A 25,419-nucleotide genomic window follows, 5' to 3' on the forward strand; every position below is an offset into this window, starting at 1 on the left:
AATTAGTTGATATTATTTAATCTTGAATCATTTTATTAAGTTTTTTGCCAATTACAAAAGCAATTATTGCAAAAACTATCGCGACTAAGGAAACATAACCGAATAACTCTTGATATTTATGGAAACTACTTATAGTCATCTGAGTATCAAAACCTTTTGACTCATCATACTGTATACCACTTGTAACTGCTTGAGCAATTGTTGTACCAATCTTAATACCAATAGCTGATGTTATAAACCATGTTCCCATAGCAAAGCCTGTGATTCTCTGTGGTAGAAGCTTAGCCATTAAAGACAATCCTAGGGCTGAAATCAATAACTCACCAGCTGAGAAAAACACTGTTATAGCTAAAACTTCCCAAAGTATACTGACTTTAGATGTGGGATCGTTGATTATACATGCTAAAAACATACTGCCATATGCTAAACCACAGAATAAGATTCCTAAGGCAAATTTAAATGGTAAGCTAAAATCTTTTGCTCCTAGCTTTGTATATATAAAAGCTAATATAGGTGATAATATAATCACACCAGCAGTATTCAAAACTCCGTGTATACTCTGAGGATTGACACTATAACCAAATAAATCCAAATTAACATGATGCACGTTAAACAGGAAAAATGACGTTGATTTTTGCTGATATATTATAAAAAATAATACTGCATACACTAATAAAACAATCGCCGCGACTATCTTTTTTCTTGAACTAGGATCTTTTTCAACATAAATTTGAAAAGCAAAGACTCCAAAAATGAGTCCCGCTCCAAACCATAATATGTAGTTTATAGTATCATTGGCTTGTAATATTATGCTTAGTCCCATTATAGCGATAATGAATATCAAAACTATAAGAATAGTTTTTAGATATCCCATGTTTTTAAAATCTACTTCGTTACCAATATTTTTGATACTAGAGTAGCTCAATATACTATTCAATATACCTATCGCAAAACCTACAGAACACACACCATATGCAACAGTATAACCATATTTAGTTGCTAAAACTGGTATCAAAAGAGACGCGGATAATGATCCTAAATTTATCGACATATAAAAATATGTATAAACAGAATCTAATTTTAGTTTATCGGTATATATTCTAGATATTAAGTTTGTAGGTGCCGGTTTAAACAATGAAGACCCAACAATAATACAAGCCAAACTTATATAAACATAATTATCTATACTCACAAAATAAGGACTTAACGCTAAGCTAAAATATCCAATCAGAAGAAAAAAACCTCCTAAAAACATGGTTCTTTTTATGCCAAAAATTTTATCTGCGACATATCCACCAATAGCATTAAAAACATATGTTAATGAAGCAAAGCCCCCAAATAGAAGTACAGCTTGTTTTTCTGTAAAATCAAAACCATACTCACTCATAAAAAACAAAATAGCAGTATAGCTAAACCCGTAGTAACCAAATCTTTCAAAAAATTCGAAAAAACATAACAAAAAAAATGAATTTTGTTTTCTAATATTCATCAACTTTATATCCAAGATAATTTTATTTAGAATTCGATTATAGCTACTATTAACTTATATTATAAGAAAAATATTTGAAAAATAGCACTAATAATATTTGTTTGTATGATGGTAGTTAATCAAAAAAAACATACCAAATATTAAATTTATATTTCAAATTAGCTCTAAATTACTTATATTTGAAGTTATAACTATCTTAGATACAAGAGTGATGTCAAATACTAAAGAAGTTAAATTTAAGAACATGGTTGCCTACGGGTCAGGAGATTTTTTTGGCGGTGGTGCCTTTACTATTCTTGGATTATGGCTAATGTATTTTTATACAAATATTGCTGGTTTATCTGCAGCAGAAGCAGGATTAATAGTAGCAATTGGTAGAGGTCTCGATGTGTTTGCAGATCCAATTATGGGATATATTTCAGATAATTGGCGAGGTCCATTAGGCAGAAGAAGGTTTTTCTTTGTAATAGGCGCTCCTTTAGTTTCAGTATTTGCTCTACTTTGGATTCCCGGATTTGGCTTTTGGTACTATTTATTCGGCTATATTGCTTTTAATTTCATTTTCACAATGATTCAAGTTCCTTATGAAACATTAGCTGCGGAAATGACAGATAGTTATCATATCAGATCTAAGATGACTGGAATTAGAATGGTCTTTTCACAAAGCTCTAATATTGTTGCAGGATTTTTACCTGCAGCTATTATGTATTTTTTTGCTGATGAAAAAACCTCTTTTATAATTATGGGAGTTATTTGTTCAATACTATTCATGCTACCATGGTTCTTTGTCTATAAGTTCACTTGGGAAAGAAAAGTTGAAGTTTCAAAAAAAGAACATTCTTCTTTATTTAAAGAAATAAAATTCATATTTATTAATATATTTTCAACACTACGAGTTCGAGCATTTAGACTTAATCTCCTGATGTATATTGGTGCTTTTGTCGCATTAGATGTATTTGGAGCTAGTTTTGCTTACTATTTTACTTTTATATTAGATTACAATATTAGTTCTGCATCAATTGTATATACATGTTTTTCAATAATTCAGGTTATTTCAGTACCTATATTTGCATATTTATGTATAAAAGTTGGTAGTGTGATGAGTTATAGAATTGCTATTAGCTGCCTACTTGTAAGCATGCTTAGTTTCCTTATCATTCCTATGTTTACTCCGATTCTTGCTTTAACCTCATTTGTTGTAATTATATTTGTTTTAGGTTTTGCTAGAGCAGGATGTTACTTTACACCGTGGAATATCTATAATTTTATTGCAGATATAGATGAAGCATTAACCACTAAAAGAAGAGAAGGAACTTTTGCTAGTACAATGACCGTTTCACGTAAACTTGTTCAGGCATTAGCGTTTGCAATTGTTGGCTTTACCTTATCAATTTTTAATTTTAAAGCAGGGGTCATAACTCAATCAGAATCTGCTTTATTGGGAATAAATATCTGTTTTATTGGTGGAACTGTACTATTCTGTATCATTGGAGCTATTGCTAGTTCAAGATTTAGATTAACTCAAGCGAAACACTCTATATTAGTAACTGAACTAGAAAGACTAAGAGCTGGAGGAGAACTCAAAAAAGCTCCCAAAGAAGCAATTAATGTTGTTGAAGAACTTACAGGTTGGCCTCATCAAAAAACTTGGGGCCATAATAATACATTTTAGGATTTTGAATTATGTTAGACATTTGTAAATTTAAACTTAAAGATACTAGGGTAGATCACATTTTATTTGAGTTAGAAGAAAAACAAATATTTGCTAGAGTTTTTGTTCTTGAAGAAAATATTTTCAGAGTACTCTTCACTAAATCCCTAAAACCATCTTTAGATAAAACTTGGTCAATAACAAAAGATGACATTCCATTTGAAGGGACTGATAGACTAGACACATCCAGTTTTAGTTGTCCTAAGTTTGAAGCTTATGGTAATGATGATTTTGCTTTTATAGAAACATCAAAGTTAAAATGTAAAATTGAGCTTAATGGCTTTAGAATTAGTTGGTATAAAAAAAATGTTGATAGCTGGATCAAAGTATCTCAGGATTTACAAACCCAAGCATATAATTTAGACTTTTGGTCAGATCGAAGTGTATACCACGCTATTAAGAAAGAACCTGAAGCTATGTTTTTTGGTCTTGGTGAAAAAACTGGTTCTCTCAACCGTAATAAAAAACGTTATGAGATGAAATCAATAGATCCCATGGGCTATGATGCAGAAAGCTCTGACCCTTTATATAAACACATTCCTTTTTTCATATCTCATAATCCTACAAATAAAAGTTCTTTTGGGGTTTTCTATGATAATTTAAGTGATAGTGTTTTTAACTTTGGTAAAGAAATTGATAATTATCATGGTCCATACATTAGCTATGAGGCAAAAGCTGGTAACTTAGATTACTATTTTATGATTGGTGATAATATCGCTGAAGTTACTGAAACTTTTAGCACGATAACAGGTAAAACTATATTACCACCCTATTGGAGTTTGTATTATTCTGGTTCTACAATGACTTATACAGACCTTCCAGATGCCCAGAGTCAAATGGATAATTTTATTAATGATTGCCAGAAATACAATATCCAATGTGGATCATTTCAGCTAAGTTCAGGGTATACTTCTATTGGTGATAAGAGATATGTATTTAATTGGAATCATATAAAATTTCCAGATATTGAAGGATTCACCAAGAAATATTTAGATAATGGTATTAGACTATGTGCAAATATCAAACCTTGTCTACTTCAAGACCATCCTAAATTAGATGAAGTTGCCAGTTTTGGTGGCTTCATATATAACAAACAATATCAAAGACCTGAATTAGCACAGTTTTGGGATGAATTAGGATATTACCTTGATTTTACGAATCCAAAAACTATCTCATGGTGGCAAGATAATATTACAAAACAATTATTAGAAAAAGGCATTGAATCAACTTGGAATGATAATAATGAATATGAAGTCTATAATGGCGAGGCTGTTTGTTATGGTTTTGACAAAGAAATAAAAATCAAACATATAAAGCCAGTTCAATCATTGCTAATGACTAAAGCGAGCTTTGAAGCTCAAAAAGCTTTCGCTCCTAATAAACGTCCTTACTTAATTACAAGATCAGGATGTGCTGGGCTACAAAGATATGCTCAAACTTGGACTGGTGATAACTATACAGAGTGGAAAACTTTGAAATATAATCTAGAAATGGCGAAAGGCCTATCTCTATCAGGAATTTATAATTTTGGTCATGATATTGGTGGTTTTAGTGGTCCTGCTCCAGATTCAGAATTATTAATTCGCTGGATTCAGCATGGTATATTTTATCCTAGATTTACAATTCACTCATGGAACGATGATAAATCAGTGAATACTCCTTGGATGTATCCAGAAGCTTTGGAGACTATTCAAAAAGCTTTTGATTTGCGTAATGAGATAAGTCCATATATTTATCAGTTATGTTATCAAGCTCATGCTAATGCTAAACCAATTTTAAAGCCAACTTTTTATGATTTTGAATCTGATGAGAAAACATTTCAAGAAAGTAAGGATTTTATGATTGGAAACCTGCTTGTTGCAAATATTCTTGATAAAAATCAAAGAGTCAGAGAAATCTACCTACCTAAAGGTTCAAGCTGGTATGACTACTATACTGGTGAAGTATATGAAGGTGGTAAAACTGTAAGTCTGAATATTGATATCGAAAGTATTCCTATATTTGTTAAAGAAGGAAGCGTAATTACTATAAATAAATGTAAGGCTAAATTTAATAATTTCGGACAAGATATTGTTTATAAAATTTATCCTTCTTTAAGTGAGGAAGCTACTCAACATCAAATATATTTAGATGATGGTGAAAGTACTAAGTACTTAGACAATGAATGTGGTTTCTTAAATATTCAAATCACTAATAGAAATGATAAACTAGATATTAATTGGCAATATGAGGGCCATGATAATTTCAAAGTGACTCACCCTCAGATAATCAATATGAATAAGGATTTAGAATATAATGCTTAATCTTCAAAAATTACATAATTGTAGTTTACCAAACTATCAACGTACTAATTTAAAGCCAGGAATATTGCATATAGGTATAGGAGCTTTTCATCGAGCTCATCAAGTATTCTATATTGATAAGTTACTTAATACTGGTAATCAAAATGCCCTAAACTGGGGCTATATAAGTGGTACTATTAGAACTAACCAAAAATTAATTGATGATTTAAAAGCAAATGACTGCTTATATACTTTATCAACCAATGATGAATCTGGCACTAAAAACACTATAGTAGGTGCATTAAAAGATGTTTACTTTGCAGGTAATGGTCAATCTCAAAATCTAATAACCCAAATTTCAGATCCTAATATAAAAATAATCACCTATACAGTTACTGAAAAAGGTTATTATGTTGATTTATCAACTCAAGAATTAAATTTTGAAAACCCTGATATAGCTTATGATTTAGCTAATATTAACTCACCTAAAACTGCTATAGGAATTACTATAGCTGGGCTATATAAACGTTGGCAGGAAAATGCTGGTGCCATTACTCTATTAAGTTGTGACAATATGCCAAATAATGGCAAAATATTAAAAAAAGCTATTCTAGACTTCTCAAGTAAAATAGATATGCAGTTTAGTACTTGGGTAGCAGAGAATGTTAGCTTCCCTAGCTCTATGGTAGATAGAATTGTTCCTGCTATTACTCAACAGGCTCTAGATAACATTGAAAATATGATTGGTCAAAAAGATATCTCAGCAGTGGCAACTGAAGAATTCTCTCAGTGGGTTATCGAAGATGATTTTGTTAATGGTCGCCCTGCTCTAGAAAAAGTTGGGGTTGAGTTTGTTAAAGATATAGAACCTTTCGAAAAATTAAAGCTAACTATGTTAAATGGTAGTCATAGTTTAATTGCATATCTTGGTGCTTACGCTGGCTTAAAGACAGTTGATGAAGTTATATCTCAATATGAATTTTATACAGTCATTAGAAAATATATGTTAGAAATTGCAGCTCCTTTAGTAGATGGTTTACCACAAGAGATCTCAACTAGTGAATATGCTGATAAACTTTTAAATAGATTTGCTAACCCTCATTTAAAGCATAGAACTGAACAGATAGCTATGGATGGCTCTAAAAAAATTCCTCAAAGATGGTTAGGATCTTTAGTATATCTTTTAGAAAACAAGCAAAATTATGATATTTTAGCTTTGGGATTGGCTGGTTGGATATTATTTTGTAGTGGTAAAGATCAACATGGAAAAATATTAGAAATTAGTGATCCTCTACAAAATGACTATAAATTGATATATCAAGAGAATATTCAAATTATTGATATAGTTAATAACTTTTTATCATTAAAAAGCATATTCCCGGAAACAATAGCAACAAATAAAGATTTAAAAGAAAAAATAGTATTTTTTATTGAAGAAATTAATAAAAATGGTGTTATTAAAACTCTTACTAAATTAGGAGAATAAAATGATAGAGTCATGGCGTTGGTTTGGTCCAAATGATCCTGTGTGTATTGAAGATATTATGCAAACTGGAGTTACTGATATTGTAACTGCCCTACACCATATACCAAATGGTAAGGTTTGGTCTGTAGAAGAAATTCAAAAAAGACAATTTGAAGTTGAAAACTCTACTAGACTGGGTAAAACAAATTTAACATGGTCTGTTGTTGAGAGTATACCAGTTCATGAAGATATCAAAAAAGGTAAATCTTCACGTAATGAATATATAGATAATTACTGTCAAAGTATCCGTAATTTAGCCAAATGTGGTATTAAATTAATTATTTATAATTTTATGCCAGTATTAGATTGGACGCGTACAGACTTAGGTAAACAAACTTCTACGGGTGCAAAGACATTATCTTTTGATGAGATAGCATTTGCGGCTTTTGATATTCATATACTTAAACGTAAGGGTTCAGAAAAAGCATATAAGGCTGAAATAATATCTCAAGCAAAAGAATATTTTGAAAATATGACTCAAGATGAGATTGATAAACTTACTTGTAATATAATTGCTGGCTTACCTGGAGCTGAAGAAAGTTTCTCATTAGAACAATTTCAAGCAGCTCTTGATGAATATAAAGACATTAATAAAGAAAAATTACGCGATAATTTAATATATTTCTTGAAGAAAGTAATTCCTGTAGCTGAAGAAGTCGGTGCGAAGTTAGCTATACATCCTGATGATCCTCCGTTTGAATTATTCGGCTTACCAAGAATAATTAGCACTATAGAAGATTATGATTGGTTATTTGAGAATATACCATCTATGGCGAATGGTATAACATTCTGTGCTGGATCACTAGGTTCTAGATGGGATAATAATCTTCCTCTTATGGCAAAAAAAATTGGTAGAAGAATTTATTTCACACATCTAAGAAATGTTGCTCTAAATCCTGATAATCGCAGTTTCTATGAGGCTGAGCACTTATGTGGCAATACTGATATGTATGCTCTTGTGAAAGAGATTTTAAAAATAGAAAAAGATTCTCAGCCAATCTATATGCGACCAGATCATGGCCAACAAATGCTATCAGATTTAGATAAGAAAACTAATCTCGGATACTCATGTATTGGCCGTATGAAAGGTCTTGCTGAAGTTCGCGGTGTTGCATATGCTGTAAAAAGAGAGCTAGAAAATGAATCAAAGTAAGCTTTTAGCTATTGGCGAATGTATGCTTGAGTTAAGCGGTCAAGCTCAGTTAGACTCACAAGTAAAATTGAATTTTGGAGGCGATGTTCTAAATACTGCTCTATATTATGCTAGATTAAACGGTGATGTCTCTTTTTTAACAGCCCTAGGCGATGATAACTTATCAAACCAAATGATAAATAAATGGAATGATGAAAATATTGATACATTAAAAGTTTTAAAAATAAAAGATAAAGTCCCAGGCTTGTATGCTATACAAACAGATAATCTCGGAGAAAGAAGTTTTTATTATTGGCGTGAGCAAGCTCCTATTAAAGATATTTTTTATCATTTATCCAAAGAAGAGTTGGATAAGTATTGTAAAGAGTATGATTATTTATATTTTTCAGGTATCTCCCTCTCAAGATGGGACAATAGGCAGTTAGAAATATTTGCAAACTGGTTAAAAGATTTTAGAAACTCAGGTGATGATAAAGAGATAATTTTTGATTTAAATTATCGCCCTAAATGCTGGAAATCTAAACAACAGACTAAAGAGTTTTTAGAAAAAGTACTAAAGTATGTAACGATAGTTTTAACAACTTTTGATGACGAAGAGTTACTTTTTGACGATGTTAATTACCAAAAAACCTTAGATAGATATAATAGATTCAATATTCCAATAGTCATTATAAAACACGGTAAAAATCCAACTCTATTACAATATCAAAACAAAATTAATTTAGTAAAAGCTAACAAGGTAGTTACCCCAGTTGATACGACTGCAGCAGGAGATAGTTTTAATGCTGCTTTCTTAGCTGCTTTTATTAATAATTTGGGCTTACAAGCAAGTATTGAATTCGCACAAGATTTTGCTGCAGAAATAATACAACATAATGGAGCCATAATTGATAAAAAATATACGGATAAGCACTTAGATAAATTAAAGGAGTTAACAAATGCCTACAGGTGAGATTCTTAAAAATAATCCTATTATTCCAGTAGTTTCTGCAGATACTATTCAAGAGGCAAATGCTATTTTAGAAAAGGTAAGGGAAAAAAATCTTAATATAGTTGAATTCACTCTTAGAACACCCAACTCTCTAGAAGTTGTAAAAAAAGTAATAGAGTCAAATAGAGATTTAATTATTGGTATAGGAACGATAACTAATATAGAACTTTTTAGAAAAGCTAGATTTCTTGAAGCTGATTTTTATGTCTCTCCAGGAGCTAATCATGAATTACTAAAGTTCGCTCAAGAACATAATCTAAAATATCTACCGTGCGCTGTAACACCTTTTGAAATCATGACTGTTATGAGCTATGGTTTTAGAACTATTAAGTTTTTTCCAGCAGAAGCATTTGGAGGAGTTAAACTCTTAAAAAATTATAGAGCAGTTTTCCCTGAGGTCAAATTTTGTGCAACAGGAGGAATTAATGCTCAAAACCAACAAGAATACTTAGATCAAGAGAATGTTATTGCTATAGGAAGTTCATCGTTAATATAAAGGAGGAGTATATGTTAAACGATAACGTATTAATGCCGGCAGATAAAACAACTAGAGATCTAGCTCTAGAGATTTATAATCATATTAAAGATTTACCAATAATTAGTCCTCATGGCCATACCGATCCAAAATGGTTTGATGAAAATCTAGCTTTTGAAAACCCAGTTGAACTACTTATAAAACCAGATCATTATATTTTTAGAATGTTTTATTCACAAGGCTTAAGGCTTGAGGATTTTGGCATATCTAGAAAAGATGATAAGCCAGTTGAAACTGACCCTAAGAAAATATGGAAAAAGGTGGCAGAGAACTGGTACCTTTTTAGAGGTACACAAGTTGGTCTATGGTTTGATGCTCAACTCAAAGATGTATTTAACTACAACAAACCTTTTAATCTTGAAACTGCTGATGAATTATATGACCACATAGATAACTGTTTAAAGCAGAAAGATTTCCTTCCTCGTGAGATATGTAAAAAATTCAATATAAAGGTTATTGCTACTACAGATGACGTAGCTGATGATTTGCGTCATCACAAAAATATTGCTAACTCTAATTTCGAATGTAAAGTAGTTCCAACTTTTCGTCCTGATAGTGTGACCAACCCAGAACTTCACCCTGTCCATAAGAATATAAAAAAATTAGCCAAGAAACTAAATAAAAATATAGAAACCTATGACGATTTTATTAAAATATTAGCGGAGAGACGAGAGTTTTTTAAGGCTAATGGTGCCACAGCCTCAGATCATGGTGTGACTATACCTAAAACATATGATTTAGATAAAACAGAGCGTCGTAACCTGTTCAAAAAAATAATTACAAATGTTGCTTCAGATAAAGATAAGCGTGTATTCAGTGGACAAATGTTAACCGAAATGGCAAAAATGGCGACTAATGACGGTCTTGTAATGCAAATTCATGCTGGAGTTTTTAGAAACCATAACACAAGAATTCAAAGAAAATTTGGTAATGACAGAGGTTGCGACATTCCATTAAAGTGTGATTTTGTAAATGGCCTTCACCCTCTTTTAAGTAAAGTAGGTAATAATCGCAACTTTAGGACGGTTTTATTTACTATGGATGAGTCAACCTATACTAGAGAGTTAGCACCATTAGCTGGACATTACCCAAGTGTGTTTTTAGGTCCTGCTTGGTGGTTTAATGATTCTGCTGAAGGTATGAAAAGATTTCGTCATGCTGTGACTGAAACTGCTGGCTTTTATAATTGTTCAGGATTCATTGATGATACGCGAGCTCTGTTGTCCATACCAGTAAGACATGATATCGCTAGACGTGTTGATGCTGTTTATTTAGCTGAAATGGTTCTACAGGGAAGACTATCTAAAAAAGATGCTTTAGATATTGCTTACGATATTACATATACACAATCTATAAAGATATTTAATATGAGTCATCTATTAGGATAATAAAATGCAACAAAATCATCATAAATCATCGAAACTTTATGTAATTATTATTGTTGCAGTTGCTGCAATTGGTGGATTACTATTTGGCTTTGATACATCTATAATAGCCGGCGCTACGCCATTTATTCAGCAAGATTTCTTAGCTGAGCATTGGCAATTAGAAATGGTTGTCAGTTTCTGTGTTCTAGGAGCCTTTTTTGGAGCTCTTGCTAGTGGTTATTTTACCGACAAATTTGGCCGTAAAAAAGTAATGATTGCTACCAGTTTGTTATTTATAGTAGGCACTCTAGTGGCATCGTTAGCTCCAAATATAGAATCATTAGTACTTGGCAGATTTATGTTGGGATCTGCTATTGGTGTAGCATCTTACGCAGTTCCTTTATTCATTCCTGAAGTTGCTCCAGCTTCTAAAAGAGGCTCATTAGTTCTTTGGAATGGAGCATTTCTTACAGGTGGCCAAGTTATAGCATTTATTGTTGATTATTTTCTAACAAGCAGCGGTAGTTGGCGTATTATGATAGCTACAGGACTCGTACCAGCAATTATGCTATTTGTAGGTATGTGTTTTATGCCCTACTCACCTAAATGGTTATTTTCTAAAGGAAGAAAGCAAGAGGCTCATGAGACACTTACAAAAATTAGAGAAAATGCAAATGATGTCTCAGAAGAATTATCTGCCATTCAAAATAATTTAGAAAAAGCAACTAAACCTAAGTTCTCTGCAATTTTTAATAAAAAAATTAGACCAGTTCTATATATAGGTTTAGCTCTTGGCATATTTCAACAATTTTTTGGTATAAATACAGTAATGTACTATGGGCCATATATAATGGAAAATATAGGTTTTAATGGAAGTGAAATGCAGATGCTTATGACCCTTTCTTTAGGACTCGTTAACTTCATAGCTACAATTATAACTATAATGTTTATTGACAGATTAGGTAGAAGAAAATTCCTACTACTTGGATCCGCTATGGCTGCTTTAAGTTTATTTAGCATGATTTATTTGCTTAATAATGTTACAAGTAGTACTGTCGCAATATTAGCCTTAATTTGTCTTTTAATATATATCGTGGGATATTGTATTAGTGTTGGTTCTCTTTTCTGGCTAATTATTTCGGAGATTTTTCCCTTAAGCGTTAGAGGGTCTGCGATGAGTTTTGTTGCGTCAATACAGTGGTTAGCTAATTTTATTGTTGCTGCTACATTTTTAACTATTTTAACAAAACTAGGCGTTTCATTTACTTTCGGGATATATGCATGCGTAGCCAGCTTAGCGTTTATTGTAACATATCTTTTTGTTCCAGAAACAAAAGGAGTTGATTTAGAAACTATTGAAAACAACCTGAATAAAGGTATAAAAACGAGATATTTGGGTAAAGAAATTATTGATTAATAGAGGTGGATATTATGTCTCAAACAGTAGAAAATACATTTGGCGAATTTCGTAACTATACAGATAGTAAATTCCAAGATCGTGTAGAAAGAACATATAAAGATATGCATATCAATCAAAATCTTGAATATGTTACTCAAATGAAGGATAAATACTTCAAACTTGATTTGGGAAAAATGGATGTTTACGAAGTATTTAAGCTTTTAGAAAACGTTCATGATGAAAGTGATCCAGACAACGATCTTCCACAAATTGAACATGCCTATCAAACAGCAGAAGCTTGCCAAAATAAGTTCTTAGAAAGTGATACTGAAATTAGAGAAAATGCTTTAATTAGATCACTATTTAGAGATCATGAGTGGCAAAGTGTTCCTAAAATTTGGCAAGATTTTTATACTGAAAAACAAAGTCTAGGAAATCTATATACCCATATTAAAGACTGGTCTTGGTTCCCTCTGGTTGGTTTTGTGCATGATTTAGGCAAAATTATGACATTACCAGAATATGGTCAATTACCTCAATGGTCAACTGTTGGTGATACATATCCTATTGCTTGCCCTTTTGCTTCTGCTAATGTTTTTTCTCATAGGGAGTTTGTCAAGGACTCTAAAGATTATAATAACTATAATACCGAATCTGAAACTCATTATGGAAAATATAAGAAAAAATGTGGCTTTGATAATGTTGATATGAGTTTTGGCCATGATGAATATATTTATAAAGTTTTTGAGCAAGGTAGTGATATACCGTATGAAGGATTATATCTTCTACGATATCACTCATTTTATCCATGGCACACTCCTCAAACTGGAGGACATGCTTATCAAGAACTTGCTAATGAAAAAGATTGGCTATTACTACCTCTATTAAAAGCTTTCCAGAAAGCTGATTTATATTCGAAACTGCCTGAACTACCACCCAAAGAGATTTTAGAGAAAAAATATAAAAGCCTTTTAGATAAATGGGTTCCAAATAAAAAAATTAACTGGTAATAAAATTTAAATCAAAATGCATTTAGGTAAATGGTATTATAGTATTAGTATAATAATTTATCATTTGTATGAATATTAAAAAGTCAGATATTTTTAACTATGCATTTATAGCTTTCCCTGTAGCCTTTGCTAGTATTCCTATATATATATTTATACCTGAATACTACCATACCAATTTTGGAATAAACTTAACCATACTAAGTATAGTTTTATTCATACTAAGAGCGTTAGATGCTATATTCGATCCCTTAATTGGTTGGTACTGTGATAGATTTCACTATCTAAGTAAAATTAGTTTGGTAGCTGTAGTTGCTATATTTATAGTTGGAGTATACGTTATATGCGTGCCAATATTTTCAAATATTTTACTTAATCTTTCTGTTGGGATTTTTTTATCTACGCTTGCTTTTAGCTATATTACAATATTCTCAACTACAAAAGGGGCCCTTTGGTTAAAAGATGACAATAGTAAATCTTTAGTGATTTCTGCCCGTGAAATTTCTAATATATTAGGTGTATTAATCGCTTCGATATTACTATCTGTCTTACTTACCTTAATGCCGCATGGAAGAAGCTATTTTTTATATGCTATTATTGCAATAATACTAATCTTAGTAGCTACCATATTTTTCTTTAAATGGATTAATAGAGTTAATCTAGATAATAAATCTAAACATACAATTTATAGTTTCAATATTAAGAATTACATTGATCACTTTGACAAAGATGGTATATTTTTATTTGTCGGATATACAATTAGTGCTGTAGGATCAACTTTACCTGCAGTTACTATCATATTCTTTAGTAAATATATTCTCAAAACACCAGACTTAACTGGACTATATATTTTTACGTATTTTTTTGGGGCAATATTTTTCATTCCTATAATGAAAAAAATCTCTCTTAAATTTGGAATTATTAAAACATGGGGTTATGCTCTTTTATTCTATGCAAGTATATTTTCTTTTGTATTTGCTCTATCTGATGGCGATTATATACTCTTTACGTTGATATGTTTTATTTCTGGAGCTGGACTTGCAACTGAATTAATTCTTCCAAATATACTTCTAGCCAAATGGATAGATAGCTATCCAGAAAGAAAAGAGCTTGGTAACGGTTATTATGCTACGCTAGCGTTTATAACTAAATTTAGTTATGCGATTGCAACAATTATAACATTTCCTCTTATTAACTCCTCATTTTCATCTAATACTGAAAATCTTGAAATATCTCTTAGGTTTATATATTGTGTTCTACCTTGCCTTTGTAAATTGCTAGCTGCTGGAATTATATTTTTATGGTATAAAAGTTTATATAAATATTCTTTTAATAAATAAATACTCATCTTCGGTCTCACTACACTTAATATTTTTCAATAACCACACCATACATTAATTTTATATTTATTTACAAAATCATTACTCCTACATGTTTTAGATATAAATTTCATATATATACGAAGCAAATATTAATAAAAAATAAATACTTTAAAATATTATTTTAATTTTAATATTGACATACAATAAATATTAAATATAATAGTCGTGTGTTTTAAATACTTTATCAATGATAATTTAATATTTTGTTAATAATGGAGATATAAATGAAAAAGACTATTACCCTTGCACTTTTAGGCTCAATCGCAGCAGCTTCTGCTTATGCTGATGATTTAAATGCTAATATCGTAAACAACTCTATCATTGATTATTCAAATAAAGTTGAAACAGCTGCTGATACTGATCCTAATTCACCAATTTATGCTGTTAAAAGCATAGCTGCAGACGCTGGCGATATCCAAACAAACGGTGAAAAAATAGCTAGAGGTCTAGTATTAACTAATAATGGTAAAGTTAAAATACCTAATTCTGTTAAGCCTAAAGATATGTATATGAAAGACGAAGCTTCTGCTGCTCAAGGTCTTGAAAAATATAGAGCTGAAAGAGATGAAATCAGTAAAAAGATAGAAGATTTGGAAAGCAAGAAAAAACTAGGCTGGAGAATCAAAGTAACTGCAGAAAAAGCTAAACTAAAAAGTATCAATACTAAAATCGATATCTTAAAAGGCATTGAAAAAGGCGATAAAGCTTATGCAGAAGAAAAGATTGCTCAATTCAATACTATCCAAAATATAACTGTAAATGGTCCTACAGCATACTATAATGATATTGCTAAACCAGTTTCATCTGAGCTAACAGCTGCATGGAATTCAGCTACTGCTCTTGATTATATTGGTTATAGAAATAATATAGATAAATTCTGGAGCGCAAGAGTTGCTCTTTGGAATGGTCAATATAATATAAATAGCAAAGATGCTCAAACAGCTATAGAGTTTAACGATATAACTAACTACTTGACTATTCAAGCTATTCAGCTGATCCAAGGTGGTAATAATGATAAGGCAATTACTACTTATGCTAATGTAAACACTCTTGCATATACAGTGACTACACTGGGCGACTTAGAAAGTGGTATTCAAGAGAAAATAGCTTCTCCTAGAACTGCTCAATCAATATGTGAAGCTGATTTACTTGAAATTAGAGCTAACAGCAATGTAGCTACAGCTAGAAACGTATTAAAAGACTTATCTGATGAAAAAGCAGTAGAATCTATTCTTACTCAATTCCTTGATATCATAAATGTTGGTGATATTAAGGTATATGATTTAGATAAACTTGGAAATAACTGGGCTATTAAAGCTGCTGTCAATGCTATTGCTGTTGCTATAGGCTCTGAAGGTGTTATTTACGTTAAAGATCATACTTTAATGTTAAGACCTGCAAGTGCTGTTGCTGCTCCAGTAGCTAATGCTATCGCTGAAAACGGTATCTACAAGCAAGTAAGTGATGCTGATGGTATACTATTTGGAGAAAACGCTTGTAACTTTACTGCTGCACAAAACAGTAATAACCCTGTAGCTAAAGCAATGGTTGCAGCTACAAAACAGATAGCTAGCCAAATAGCTAAAGACCAAACTGTCGATGCTGCTTTCGAAGAACAAGTTTATGTAGCTCTTCAAGCGACTATGTTCGAAAATTTAAGCAAAGTTATTCCTAACTAATTGATATACCCTTCAGTTCTTATTTCTTGACATAAATTCTACTTGCAGAAAAATCATATATTACTTTTTCTGCCTTTAGCTCCTGATATCCTAAAATGCATACAACTCCTAAAAATTTACTCATAATCTTAATATTTGCAGCTGTTGCTTCTAGATTAACCATTTGAACTTTATCTTGGAAAAATAGATTTAAAGGGTTTAGCACTAGCTTCTTAATTTTAATATCACTGACTGTTAATGTTCCATCTGTTGCCTGAATTGTTTTCTTGGGCTTAGTTGGTGCTAAGTCTATGCTCTGCAGATATTTATCTGAAATTGTAAAATTAGAAGTTCCGGTATCAAGTAAACAATTAACCGGTTGATTACTATCTATTGATATGGCAATTGTCTGATGCTGAGACAATAATTTAGTTAAGTTAATTAATAAATAACTTTCTTCATCTAATACTTTTCCTATTTCATGGTGTTGTTTAGCGGTTAAGTTATTTTTGCTTAGATATATCAAATTTGCTGAAAAATCAAAAATTGCATCATATCTTGCTAAGAAATCTGTACCAATGACAATTACTGGATACAACTTTTCTTTAGGTTGATTGGTTATATTAGCTTTGACATTTTTAAGTAAAACATTTCCTATTTGTATTTTTTTTAATATTACATTTTGATTCCTAGATTTTTGTCCTACCATATTTGATGAATATTCAGAACCACTCTCTTGATTAAGCTTTAATTGATCAACTGAGTGATTAAAAATACTTATTCCTTTTGATCCTGAGTCAAAAATCACATAAGCAGGTCTATCGTTTACCTTTGCAAGTATATATGGTGCTTCAAACTCTTTTTTATTTTCTAATTTCAGTGCTTTGTAATTATATTCTTTCAGATTATTTTGTAACTTATTAGCAACTGATAAATTCATAAATAAACAAAAGCTAAATATTAATAAAATTTTTCTAAGCATATATTATATTCCTCTCTATTTTTAAAATATTTTTACAAAATAGTTACTGTTTTACAATAAATAATTATTGATAAACGATAATTTTAATCTAAAATAGATAACAAAATCTAAATGTGGAGATAAAGTCATGCAAAACTTAGAAAAAATTAGTAAGTTCTATAAAAATATTTTTAGAATAGTATTTATATTGATAGTAATATCTGTTATATCATTTTGGGCTTTTGCACAAAGCGAATATATACCTAATGTCACAGATACTGCGCAGCATTATATCGATCAAATGTCACAACCAATAGCTTTAGATACTAGAATTATAGGTCTTTTAGTTAGCTTGATACCAGTTTCAGTAATACTTTATATAATTGCTCTTTTAGTCAAATTATTTACGTGTTATGAAAAGCTTGAGGTTTTTTCTTCTAGAGTAGTTTTGATATACAAAAGATTAGGTTGGGGATTAGTATACTATTTTTTTGCTCAAATTATTTTTGAGCCTTTAATATCATTGACTCTAAGTTATCATAATCCTGTAGGTGAACGTTTCGTAAGTGTATCAATTGGTACTAACGAAATTCTAGCATTATTATGTGGGGGAGTGATTATAACAATATCAAAAGTTATGCAAAAAGCTCATGAACTTGCTGAAGAAAATGATTTAACAATTTAAGGATATTTAGATGTCTATAAGAATTGACTTAGCAAGAATAATGCTTGATAAACAAATTAAATCTAAAGATTTAGCAAAAGCTATTGGAATTACAGAGCAAAACTTATCAATATTAAAAAACGAAAAAGCAAAAGCTATTAGATTTTCTACTCTAGAAGCAATTTGTAAGTATCTAGATTGCCAACCGGGAGACATATTAATTTATGAGGATTAAATTCTTATAAAATATAAATATACTAATATTCTATATATATTGTTACAATTGTATTCAAATAAAATTAATCTTAGATAATATAAATTATGAATACAATCAATTTAGGTAAGTATTTTTTGTTTTAACTATATTTTTCATAAATATAAGTTTTGCAAGTTCTGATAAATATCATTTGGAAACTCCTCCAATACCGGCAGGAACTTATAAACCTGACTTTAGAAATATAAAAGATGTATCTGAAAAGAAAAAAGTCTTTATAGAATTTATGTCAAAAGAAATAGATGAAGCTAATCAAGAGTTATGTAAACAAAGAAAAACTATTATGAAACTACAAGAAATTCTTAATAGTAAACAAGATTTAGATGAAAATCAAAAAACAAAAATTAAAAAATATACTTCCTTCTATAAAATATGGAATGCTAAGACGTTACAAGAGCAAGTTAATGCTTTAGTTACAAAAGTTAATATAGCGCCTAAAAGTCTAGTAATTGCTCAAGCAATCCTTGAAACTGGCTGGGGAACATCTAGATTTGCAGTTGACTATAATAATTACTTTGGATTACATTGTTTTGAAGAAAACTGTGGTGCCAAAGCTAAAGATTCAGATGTCCAAGTAGAAACTTTTAAAGATGTTGGAGATAGTATTCTTGGATACTACTTTAGATTAAATACTGGAGAAAAGTTTGCTAAATTTAGACAAGTAAGACAAGCTAATGGCGATACTTCTCAACTCATTAATACTCTGACAGAATACTCTGCGTTAGAGGGAGATGAATATCAAAATAGATTAAATAGTGTAATTAAATCAAATAATTTAGATAAGCTTAAAGCTTCTTGTTAAAGAATAAGTTCTGAATTAAAGAGATAAGTTCTGTTGTTGATCTGATGATAAACTATCTGGTATTTTTAATTTAAAATGATTGTATGCTAGCAAAGTTGCAATACGCCCTCTTGCGGTACGCATGATGTATCCTTGCTGGATTAAATATGGTTCTATGACATCTTCAATAGTTCCCTTTTCTTCACTAAGTGCAGCTGCCATCGTATCTAATCCTACTGGACCACCACCAAATTTTTCCATCAGAGTGAGTAGATATTTATGATCCATATGATCAAATCCTACGGGATCGACTTTTAGCATTGTAAGAGCTTTATCAGCAATATCATAAGATATAACTCCAGACGCTTTAACTTGAGCATAATCTCTAACTCTACGTAGTAATCTATTTGCTATTCTTGGTGTACCTCTTGAACGTTTAGCAATTTCATTAGCACCATCGTCTGTAATATCTAGATCTAAAAGCTTAGCCGAACGATAAACTATCTTAGCTAAATCGTCAATTGAGTAGAATTCTAGCCTTTGAATTATACCGAACCTATCTCTCAAGGGTGAAGTCAGAAGCCCTGCTCTAGTTGTAGCTCCTACTAATGTAAATGGAGGTAAATCAATCTTGATTGATCTTGCTGCGGGACCTTCACCAATCATAATATCAAGCTGATAATCTTCCATAGCTGGATATAATATTTCTTCAATAACAGGACTTAAGCGATGTATTTCATCGATAAATAATACATCGTTCTCTTCTAAGTTAGTCAAAAGTGCTGCCAAATCTCCAGCTTTTTCTAAAACTGGACCACTAGTCTGCTTAAGTTCCACTTCCATTTCATTGGCAATGATATTTGATAATGTTGTTTTACCTAAACACGGGGGCCCAAATATAAGAGTATGATCAAGCGCATCCTTTCGAGATTTTGCAGCTTGAATGAAAATCTCCATTTGTTCGCGTACTGCAGGCTGACCCTCATATTCAGCTAAAGTTTTTGGTCTTATAGCTCTATCAATGAAGTTTTCATCTTTATTTTGTGCTGTATTTGCTGATATTATTCTGTCAGTTTCTATCATATTATAGTGTTCTAATAAGATTTAATTTTTATTATAACATTTTATTGCTCTCAATTTGACTTTGGATTATATACAGCATATTTTTGCGGTTGTAACTAATATAAAAATCAAATTATACCAATATAGTAAAATGTTGAGTGATAAACTTTGAAAAAGGTAAATGTTTTGTCTAAAATCTAATAATAGAATCGACATTAATATATGGAGAAAATAGTGGATTTAAAAGATTTCAAACAAATAGAACTTTCTCATTTCAGTGATACTAAATCAATAAATTATCTTAGAGATGATGCTAGTCACCTTCTTTACTTAGAAAGTTCTGCTTTAGATGTCTTTAGAGACTATAAAGATCATGATGCTTTAACAGTTAGAGCAGATCTTAACCTAAAGGATGTAAAAACAAAAATTATTGATAATCATAAAGATTTTGCACTGGTAATTAGTGCTGAAGATAAAGTTGTGGGAACAATTGCTCTTCATTATATAGAGAGCCAAGCCCTTCAAGAAAGAGCTAGAAGTTCTGGTACAAAACCAGCTGATTTAGTTGCACATGATATTATGTTACCTATTGCCAAAGTAAACACAGTATCTTATTCAATTATAAAAAGTACTAAAATTGGCCATATCCTAAACACATTAATTAACTCAGACTATCATCATATCGTAGTGTATGATAAAAATGAAAATGGTGAAAAATATATCCGTGGTTATTTTTCTTTACCATATATTAGAAGAAAGCTTGGTTTAGATGTCTATCACGTTTATCAAAAAGAAGGTATTTCTAACCTTAACAAAGGTATCTAATTTTTTTAACAATTAATCTACATATTCTTTTATAACATTATAGAACTGATTTGCCATAATCCTGTATCCTTTTGCATTTGGATGTACAGCATCAACCATTAAATCTTTATTCCCAATTACACCTTCTAAAACATTAGGAACTAATAAACATCCATAGCTCTTAGCAAAGTTAATATAGTCTTCAGCATAATCATTTTTATAATATGGTATATCTAGACCTCCGATAATAACTAACGCTCCGTTTGCTTGTAGTATATTCACTATACGCTTTAAGTTTGCAAACGCTTCTTTTGCAGGAATTCTTTTTCTTAAATCATTAGCTCCCAATGACACCATTACTATCTTAGGGTTAGCTTGCACAACATCTTCAATTCTTAATAGTGCTTGACCTGTTGTTTCACCAGATACTCCCATATTTATTACAGGTTCACCAATCATCCTTGATAATTGAGATGGGTAATTATCATATTTATCTACACCATATCCAGCTGTTAAGCTATCACCAAAAGCAACAATAGTCTCGCCTTGTGGATTTTGGTTAACAATAGGCCAATTATTATAGTTTTGATAGATAAAATAATAGTATGACAATGCTAATAAAACTATTACAAAAATAGGTAAAATTAATTTCTTCATTAGATAAGCGTTTCTAAAAATAATATATTTGAAATTATAAAATAGTAACCAACAAAATACTATCTATAGCATTATTAATAATAAGTAGAATTTAGACAAATAATTATCCTTTGTGACTTAAAAGTTTTTCTAAGACTTCTGATATTTTGCTAAAAGAAAGATTTGAATAATCTAGCAGAAGATCTTTTGTACCATGAGTTAAAAACTCATCCTTGAGACCAAAGTTTCTGACAATTGTATTTTTACTTAGATCGCTAGCAAGTATATACTCATTAACCGCAGAACCCGCTCCTCCTGCTATTGAACTCTCCTCAAGTGTAAATATAATATTATGGTTTTGACATATTTCATCAATCAGCTGTTCATCAAGAGGTTTTACAAATCTCATATCAACTACAGTAATATCATACTTATCTGCTATCTGGTTAGCAAGAGGTAATAAAGTTCCAAAATTTAAAATTGCGGCTCTAGAACCTTTCTTAATAAGCTTTGCTTTGCCTAATTCTATATCAAGATTATCAGTAATTTCAGCTCCGATACCTGCTCCACGAGGATAGCGTACCATTGCAGGTCCCTTGTATTCATATCCAAGTTCAAGCATATGATATGTCTCGTTTTCATCACTTGGAGTCATAATTACATGATTTGGAATACAACGCATAAATGATATATCAAAACTACCATCATGAGTTGCTCCATCTGCTCCAACCAGACCAGCTCTATCAACAGCATATAAGACATCTAAATCTTGTAATGCTATATCATGTATAACCTGATCATAAGCTCTTTGTAGAAATGTTGAGTAAATAGCAACTACAGGCTTAAGTCCTTGACAGGCTAAACCACCTGCAAAAGTTACTGCATGCTGCTCAGCAATTGCTACATCAAAGTATCTATTTGAATATTGTTCTGAAAATCTAATTAAATCAGAGCCTTCCTTCATAGCTGGAGTTACACCTACTAAGCGCTCATCTTTAGCTGCTTTTTGACAAATCCAGTTACCAAATATATTTGAGTAAGTTGGCTTAGAAGCTTTTGATTGAGCATCTCCACTGTGAAAACTTGGTGCAACATGATGAAACTTAATTGGATCAGACTCTGCTCTAGTATAACCTTTGCCTTTTTTAGTAATTACATGTAAAAGTTTCGGACCCTTGTGATCTTTTAAAATTTTTAAAGTCTTTACTAGCTCTGTAACATTATGGCCATCTATTGGTCCTACATAATAAAAACCTAAATCTTCAAAAAAATTTGCAGGGACAAACATTCCTTTAGTCTGTGTTTCTATCTTTTTCACAAACTCAAACATCGGTGGAATATTTTTAAGAACTTCCTTACCTTTTTCACGAATAGAGTTATAAAAGCCACCTGAAATAATCTTGCTAAAATGAGCAGAAAGACCACCAACATTATCAGAAATTGACATTTCGTTGTCATTGAGAATAACTAAAATGTCCTCTTTAATTCCCCCAGCATGATTAAGTGCCTCAAATGCCATACCTCCAGTTATAGCACCATCTCCAATTACAGCAATTGAGCTAGAGTGTTTACCTTGTAGTCTATCTGCAATAGCCATGCCAAGTGCTGCACTTATCGATGTACTTGAGTGCCCTACTCCAAAAGTGTCATATTCACTTTCAGATCGCTTTGGGAAACCTGAAATTCCACCATCTTTTTTGATAGTAATAAGCTTATCTTTTCTACCTGTCAAGATTTTATGAATATATGTTTGATGTCCAACATCCCATACAATATTATCGTAAGGTGTATTAAAAACATAGTGTAGTGCTACAGTAAGCTCAGTAGCACCAAGACTACTTGCAAAATGTCCACCACTCACATCTAATGTATCTACCAAAAAAGTTCTTAACTCAGATGCTAGTTCTTTAAGTTGTCCCTCAGGTACAAGCTTAAGATCTGCAGGGGTATTTATCTTATCTAAAATAGTATATTTCGACATAGTATAAAATCTTCATCTAACCCAAAAGTACAATTCTAAAGAATATATACTTTAATAAATTAAACATTTCGTCAGCTAGTGGTTACTCCCACTCAATTGTTCCAGGTGGTTTACCTGTTACATCATAAACGACTCGTGATACTTGTTTAACTTCATTTACAATTCTATTTGAAACTATAGATAAGAAGTCATAAGGCAAATTTGCCCATGTTGCAGTCATAAAATCAATACTAACCACAGCTCTTAATGCTATAACATATTCATATCTACGCTGATCCCCAACAACCCCAACTGACTTAACTGGTAAGAAAACCCCGAAGGCCTGAGAAATATCATGATACAAATTATGCTTATAGAGCTCTTCAGTAAAGATAGCATCTGCTTTTTGTAGAGTTTCAACATACTCTTTCTTAATTTCACCTAATATACGCACACCAAGACCTGGACACGGGAACGGATGTCTATAAAGCATATTATACGGTAAGCCTAAACCTAGCCCTAATTTACGCACCTCATCTTTGAATAACTCTCTTAGAGGTTCTAATAGCTTAAGCTTCATCTCTTTTGGCAAACCACCAACGTTATGATGAGATTTGATAACATGAGCTTTAGACTGGCTATTACCAGCTGACTCAATTACATCACTATAGATCGTGCCTTGAGCAAGCCATTTCGCATTTTCAATTTTAGCTGCTTCTTCATCAAAAATATCAACAAAAAGCTTACCTATGATTTTACGCTTTTCTTCAGGATCACCAATCCCCTTTAGAGCGTCTAAAAATCTATTTTTAGCATTTACACGAATAACATTAATATCCATATGCTCTGCAAATACTTCCATCACTTGGTCGCCTTCATTAAGACGAAGTAGTCCAGTATCTACAAATATACAGGTAAGTTGATCGCCAATAGCTTCATGTAATATTGCTGCTACCACAGATGAGTCAACACCACCTGATAAGCCTAAAATCACTCTATCATTTCCAACCTGTTTTTTTATTTCTTTGATATCGTTTTCAATAATATTTTCGATATTCCAAAGAGCATCACATTTACAGATATTTAAGGCAAAATTTTCTATAATCTGTTTACCATTCTCTGTATGAGTGGTTTCTGGATGAAACTGTACTCCATAAAAAGGTTTACTCTTATGAGCAACAGCTGCAACAGGAGCATTAGCTGATGATGCTATTACCTCAAAATATTCACCAGTTTGAGTAACTTTATCGCTATGACTCATCCATACAGACTGTTCTGTTTTAAGATTTGAAAATATATTTTCTGATGATTTTAAGATATTAATGATTGCTTTACCAAACTCACTTTGATCAGCTCCTTTTACCTCTCCACCATGCTGCATTACCATTGTCTGCATACCATAGCAGATACCCAAAACAGGAACACCTAATTCAAAGACTATTTCTGGGGCTTTAGCATCTGAATCATATACAGACTCAGGACCACCAGAAAGAATTATACCTTTAGCATGATAATCTTTGATAAAATCATCTGCTATGTCGTGAGGAAATATTTCGCAAAACACGCCAACCTCTCTCACTCTACGCGCGATAAGTTGAGTATATTGCGAACCAAAATCTAAAATCAAAATCTTATGATTATGTATATCTGTCATTTTTATAGAAATAGAGATTTTCTTAAAAGGATATTTTAACCTAAATGAATTTGATTGTAATTAGCTTTTAGTAATAAAAGTAACATTAAATAAATACTTACAAAAGACTTTCTTAGAAAACTAA

The 25,419-nt window shown here is 31.3% G+C and carries 21 protein-coding genes; 15 read left to right on the plus strand and 6 right to left on the minus strand.

From position 1 onward, the window contains the following. Positions 1–16: 16 nt before the first annotated feature. Positions 17–1,492 (minus strand): peptide MFS transporter, encoded by a 1,476-nt coding sequence (locus F0R75_RS04060; protein WP_149377298.1) that lies wholly within the window; start codon positions 1,490–1,492, stop codon positions 17–19. A 208-nt stretch (positions 1,493–1,700) separates the two neighbouring features. Here F0R75_RS04060 and F0R75_RS04065 point away from each other — a divergent pair, with 208 nt between their 5' ends. The 11 genes from F0R75_RS04065 (at position 1,701) to F0R75_RS04115 (ending at position 16,520) form a co-directional block, all read left to right on the plus strand. Continuing rightward, positions 1,701–3,161, plus strand: coding sequence for an MFS transporter (locus F0R75_RS04065; protein ID WP_149368234.1), 1,461 nt, complete (start codon positions 1,701–1,703; stop codon positions 3,159–3,161). A gap of 11 nt (positions 3,162–3,172) precedes the next feature. Further along, positions 3,173–5,503: a glycoside hydrolase family 31 protein gene (locus tag F0R75_RS04070; RefSeq protein ID WP_149368233.1), complete on the plus strand. Its 2,331-nt coding sequence runs from the start codon at positions 3,173–3,175 to the stop codon at positions 5,501–5,503. After that, complete coding sequence (locus tag F0R75_RS04075; RefSeq protein ID WP_149368232.1) at positions 5,496–6,968, plus strand: mannitol dehydrogenase family protein; 1,473 nt, start codon at positions 5,496–5,498, stop codon at positions 6,966–6,968. The genes F0R75_RS04070 and F0R75_RS04075 overlap by 8 nt, the downstream gene beginning before the upstream one ends. Position 6,969: 1 nt before the next feature. Further along, the gene (gene uxuA, locus F0R75_RS04080; RefSeq protein WP_149377211.1) at positions 6,970–8,160 is read left to right on the plus strand and encodes a mannonate dehydratase; all 1,191 of its coding nucleotides are present in this window, start codon (positions 6,970–6,972) and stop codon (positions 8,158–8,160) included. Beyond that, complete coding sequence (locus F0R75_RS04085) at positions 8,147–9,112, plus strand: sugar kinase (protein ID WP_149368230.1); 966 nt, start codon at positions 8,147–8,149, stop codon at positions 9,110–9,112. Before uxuA ends, F0R75_RS04085 begins: the two co-directional genes overlap by 14 nt. Further along, on the plus strand, positions 9,099–9,647 hold the full coding sequence (gene eda, locus F0R75_RS04090; protein ID WP_149377212.1) for a bifunctional 4-hydroxy-2-oxoglutarate aldolase/2-dehydro-3-deoxy-phosphogluconate aldolase: 549 nt from the start codon (positions 9,099–9,101) through the stop codon (positions 9,645–9,647). The genes F0R75_RS04085 and eda overlap by 14 nt, the downstream gene beginning before the upstream one ends. 11 nt (positions 9,648–9,658) lie before the next feature. Beyond that, a complete protein-coding gene (gene uxaC, locus F0R75_RS04095) occupies positions 9,659–11,074 on the plus strand; it encodes a glucuronate isomerase (protein WP_149368228.1) in 1,416 nt (471 codons plus the stop codon). Positions 11,075–11,078: 4 nt separating this feature from the next. Continuing rightward, entirely contained in the window at positions 11,079–12,470 is a 1,392-nt protein-coding gene (locus F0R75_RS04100) for a sugar porter family MFS transporter (protein ID WP_149368227.1), read from the plus strand. Between the two features lie 14 nt (positions 12,471–12,484). Beyond that, positions 12,485–13,462, plus strand: coding sequence for an inositol oxygenase family protein (locus F0R75_RS04105; RefSeq protein WP_149368226.1), 978 nt, complete (start codon positions 12,485–12,487; stop codon positions 13,460–13,462). 68 nt (positions 13,463–13,530) lie between these two features. Further along, the gene (locus F0R75_RS04110) at positions 13,531–14,799 is read left to right on the plus strand and encodes an MFS transporter (protein WP_187986004.1); all 1,269 of its coding nucleotides are present in this window, start codon (positions 13,531–13,533) and stop codon (positions 14,797–14,799) included. A 266-nt stretch (positions 14,800–15,065) separates the two neighbouring features. Then, positions 15,066–16,520: a hypothetical protein gene (locus F0R75_RS04115; RefSeq protein ID WP_149368225.1), complete on the plus strand. Its 1,455-nt coding sequence runs from the start codon at positions 15,066–15,068 to the stop codon at positions 16,518–16,520. A gap of 19 nt (positions 16,521–16,539) precedes the next feature. Here F0R75_RS04115 and F0R75_RS04120 read toward each other — a convergent pair whose 3' ends face one another. Then, positions 16,540–17,481 (minus strand): retroviral-like aspartic protease family protein, encoded by a 942-nt coding sequence (locus tag F0R75_RS04120; RefSeq protein ID WP_149368224.1) that lies wholly within the window; start codon positions 17,479–17,481, stop codon positions 16,540–16,542. Positions 17,482–17,608: 127 nt separating this feature from the next. Here F0R75_RS04120 and F0R75_RS04125 point away from each other — a divergent pair, with 127 nt between their 5' ends. The 3 genes from F0R75_RS04125 to F0R75_RS04135 all read left to right on the plus strand — a co-directional run bounded on the left by F0R75_RS04125 (position 17,609) and on the right by F0R75_RS04135 (position 19,200). Beyond that, the gene (locus tag F0R75_RS04125; protein ID WP_149368223.1) at positions 17,609–18,145 is read left to right on the plus strand and encodes a DUF2975 domain-containing protein; all 537 of its coding nucleotides are present in this window, start codon (positions 17,609–17,611) and stop codon (positions 18,143–18,145) included. Positions 18,146–18,155: 10 nt separating this feature from the next. After that, positions 18,156–18,359 carry a helix-turn-helix domain-containing protein gene (locus F0R75_RS04130; protein ID WP_149368222.1) on the plus strand — a complete coding sequence of 68 codons (204 nt, stop codon included), beginning with the start codon at positions 18,156–18,158 and terminating at the stop codon, positions 18,357–18,359. 265 nt (positions 18,360–18,624) lie between these two features. Beyond that, on the plus strand, positions 18,625–19,200 hold the full coding sequence (locus F0R75_RS04135) for a glucosaminidase domain-containing protein (RefSeq protein ID WP_149369199.1): 576 nt from the start codon (positions 18,625–18,627) through the stop codon (positions 19,198–19,200). 15 nt (positions 19,201–19,215) lie between these two features. Here F0R75_RS04135 and ruvB read toward each other — a convergent pair whose 3' ends face one another. After that, positions 19,216–20,262: a Holliday junction branch migration DNA helicase RuvB gene (gene ruvB, locus F0R75_RS04140; protein WP_149377213.1), complete on the minus strand. Its 1,047-nt coding sequence runs from the start codon at positions 20,260–20,262 to the stop codon at positions 19,216–19,218. Positions 20,263–20,475: 213 nt separating this feature from the next. On the opposite strand from ruvB, the gene F0R75_RS04145 reads away from it, so the two are divergent. Next, positions 20,476–21,066, plus strand: coding sequence for a CBS domain-containing protein (locus F0R75_RS04145; protein ID WP_179951665.1), 591 nt, complete (start codon positions 20,476–20,478; stop codon positions 21,064–21,066). Positions 21,067–21,078: 12 nt separating this feature from the next. On the opposite strand, the gene F0R75_RS04150 is transcribed toward F0R75_RS04145, so the two are convergent. The 3 genes from F0R75_RS04150 to guaA form a co-directional block, all read right to left on the minus strand. Continuing rightward, positions 21,079–21,702, minus strand: coding sequence for an arylesterase (locus F0R75_RS04150; protein ID WP_149368221.1), 624 nt, complete (start codon positions 21,700–21,702; stop codon positions 21,079–21,081). Between the two features lie 103 nt (positions 21,703–21,805). Beyond that, a complete protein-coding gene (gene dxs, locus F0R75_RS04155) occupies positions 21,806–23,662 on the minus strand; it encodes a 1-deoxy-D-xylulose-5-phosphate synthase (RefSeq protein WP_149368220.1) in 1,857 nt (618 codons plus the stop codon). An 82-nt stretch (positions 23,663–23,744) separates the two neighbouring features. Continuing rightward, positions 23,745–25,295 (minus strand): glutamine-hydrolyzing GMP synthase, encoded by a 1,551-nt coding sequence (gene guaA, locus F0R75_RS04160; protein ID WP_149368219.1) that lies wholly within the window; start codon positions 25,293–25,295, stop codon positions 23,745–23,747. Positions 25,296–25,419 lie beyond the last annotated feature (124 nt).

It is taken from the genome of Francisella marina, from assembly GCF_008369785.1.
Lineage (GTDB): Bacteria > Pseudomonadota > Gammaproteobacteria > Francisellales > Francisellaceae > Francisella > Francisella salimarina.

Bases quoted from the DNA above. Each gene is read 5' to 3' on its own strand.
- F0R75_RS04130 (WP_149368222.1), top strand. From the start codon at position 18,156: ATGTCTATAAGAATTGACTTAGCAAGAATAATGCTTGATAAACAAATT.
- guaA (WP_149368219.1), bottom strand. From the start codon at position 25,295: ATGACAGATATACATAATCATAAGATTTTGATTTTAGATTTTGGTTCG.
- F0R75_RS04075 (WP_149368232.1), top strand. From the start codon at position 5,496: ATGCTTAATCTTCAAAAATTACATAATTGTAGTTTACCAAACTATCAA.
- F0R75_RS04150 (WP_149368221.1), bottom strand. From the start codon at position 21,702: ATGAAGAAATTAATTTTACCTATTTTTGTAATAGTTTTATTAGCATTG.
- uxuA (WP_149377211.1), top strand. From the start codon at position 6,970: ATGATAGAGTCATGGCGTTGGTTTGGTCCAAATGATCCTGTGTGTATT.
- F0R75_RS04110 (WP_187986004.1), top strand. From the start codon at position 13,531: ATGAATATTAAAAAGTCAGATATTTTTAACTATGCATTTATAGCTTTC.
- uxaC (WP_149368228.1), top strand. From the start codon at position 9,659: ATGTTAAACGATAACGTATTAATGCCGGCAGATAAAACAACTAGAGAT.
- F0R75_RS04085 (WP_149368230.1), top strand. From the start codon at position 8,147: ATGAATCAAAGTAAGCTTTTAGCTATTGGCGAATGTATGCTTGAGTTA.
- F0R75_RS04120 (WP_149368224.1), bottom strand. From the start codon at position 17,481: ATGCTTAGAAAAATTTTATTAATATTTAGCTTTTGTTTATTTATGAAT.
- eda (WP_149377212.1), top strand. From the start codon at position 9,099: ATGCCTACAGGTGAGATTCTTAAAAATAATCCTATTATTCCAGTAGTT.
- F0R75_RS04100 (WP_149368227.1), top strand. From the start codon at position 11,079: ATGCAACAAAATCATCATAAATCATCGAAACTTTATGTAATTATTATT.
- F0R75_RS04070 (WP_149368233.1), top strand. From the start codon at position 3,173: ATGTTAGACATTTGTAAATTTAAACTTAAAGATACTAGGGTAGATCAC.
- ruvB (WP_149377213.1), bottom strand. From the start codon at position 20,262: ATGATAGAAACTGACAGAATAATATCAGCAAATACAGCACAAAATAAA.
- F0R75_RS04065 (WP_149368234.1), top strand. From the start codon at position 1,701: ATGTCAAATACTAAAGAAGTTAAATTTAAGAACATGGTTGCCTACGGG.
- F0R75_RS04125 (WP_149368223.1), top strand. From the start codon at position 17,609: ATGCAAAACTTAGAAAAAATTAGTAAGTTCTATAAAAATATTTTTAGA.
- dxs (WP_149368220.1), bottom strand. From the start codon at position 23,662: ATGTCGAAATATACTATTTTAGATAAGATAAATACCCCTGCAGATCTT.
- F0R75_RS04115 (WP_149368225.1), top strand. From the start codon at position 15,066: ATGAAAAAGACTATTACCCTTGCACTTTTAGGCTCAATCGCAGCAGCT.
- F0R75_RS04135 (WP_149369199.1), top strand. From the start codon at position 18,625: ATGTCAAAAGAAATAGATGAAGCTAATCAAGAGTTATGTAAACAAAGA.
- F0R75_RS04105 (WP_149368226.1), top strand. From the start codon at position 12,485: ATGTCTCAAACAGTAGAAAATACATTTGGCGAATTTCGTAACTATACA.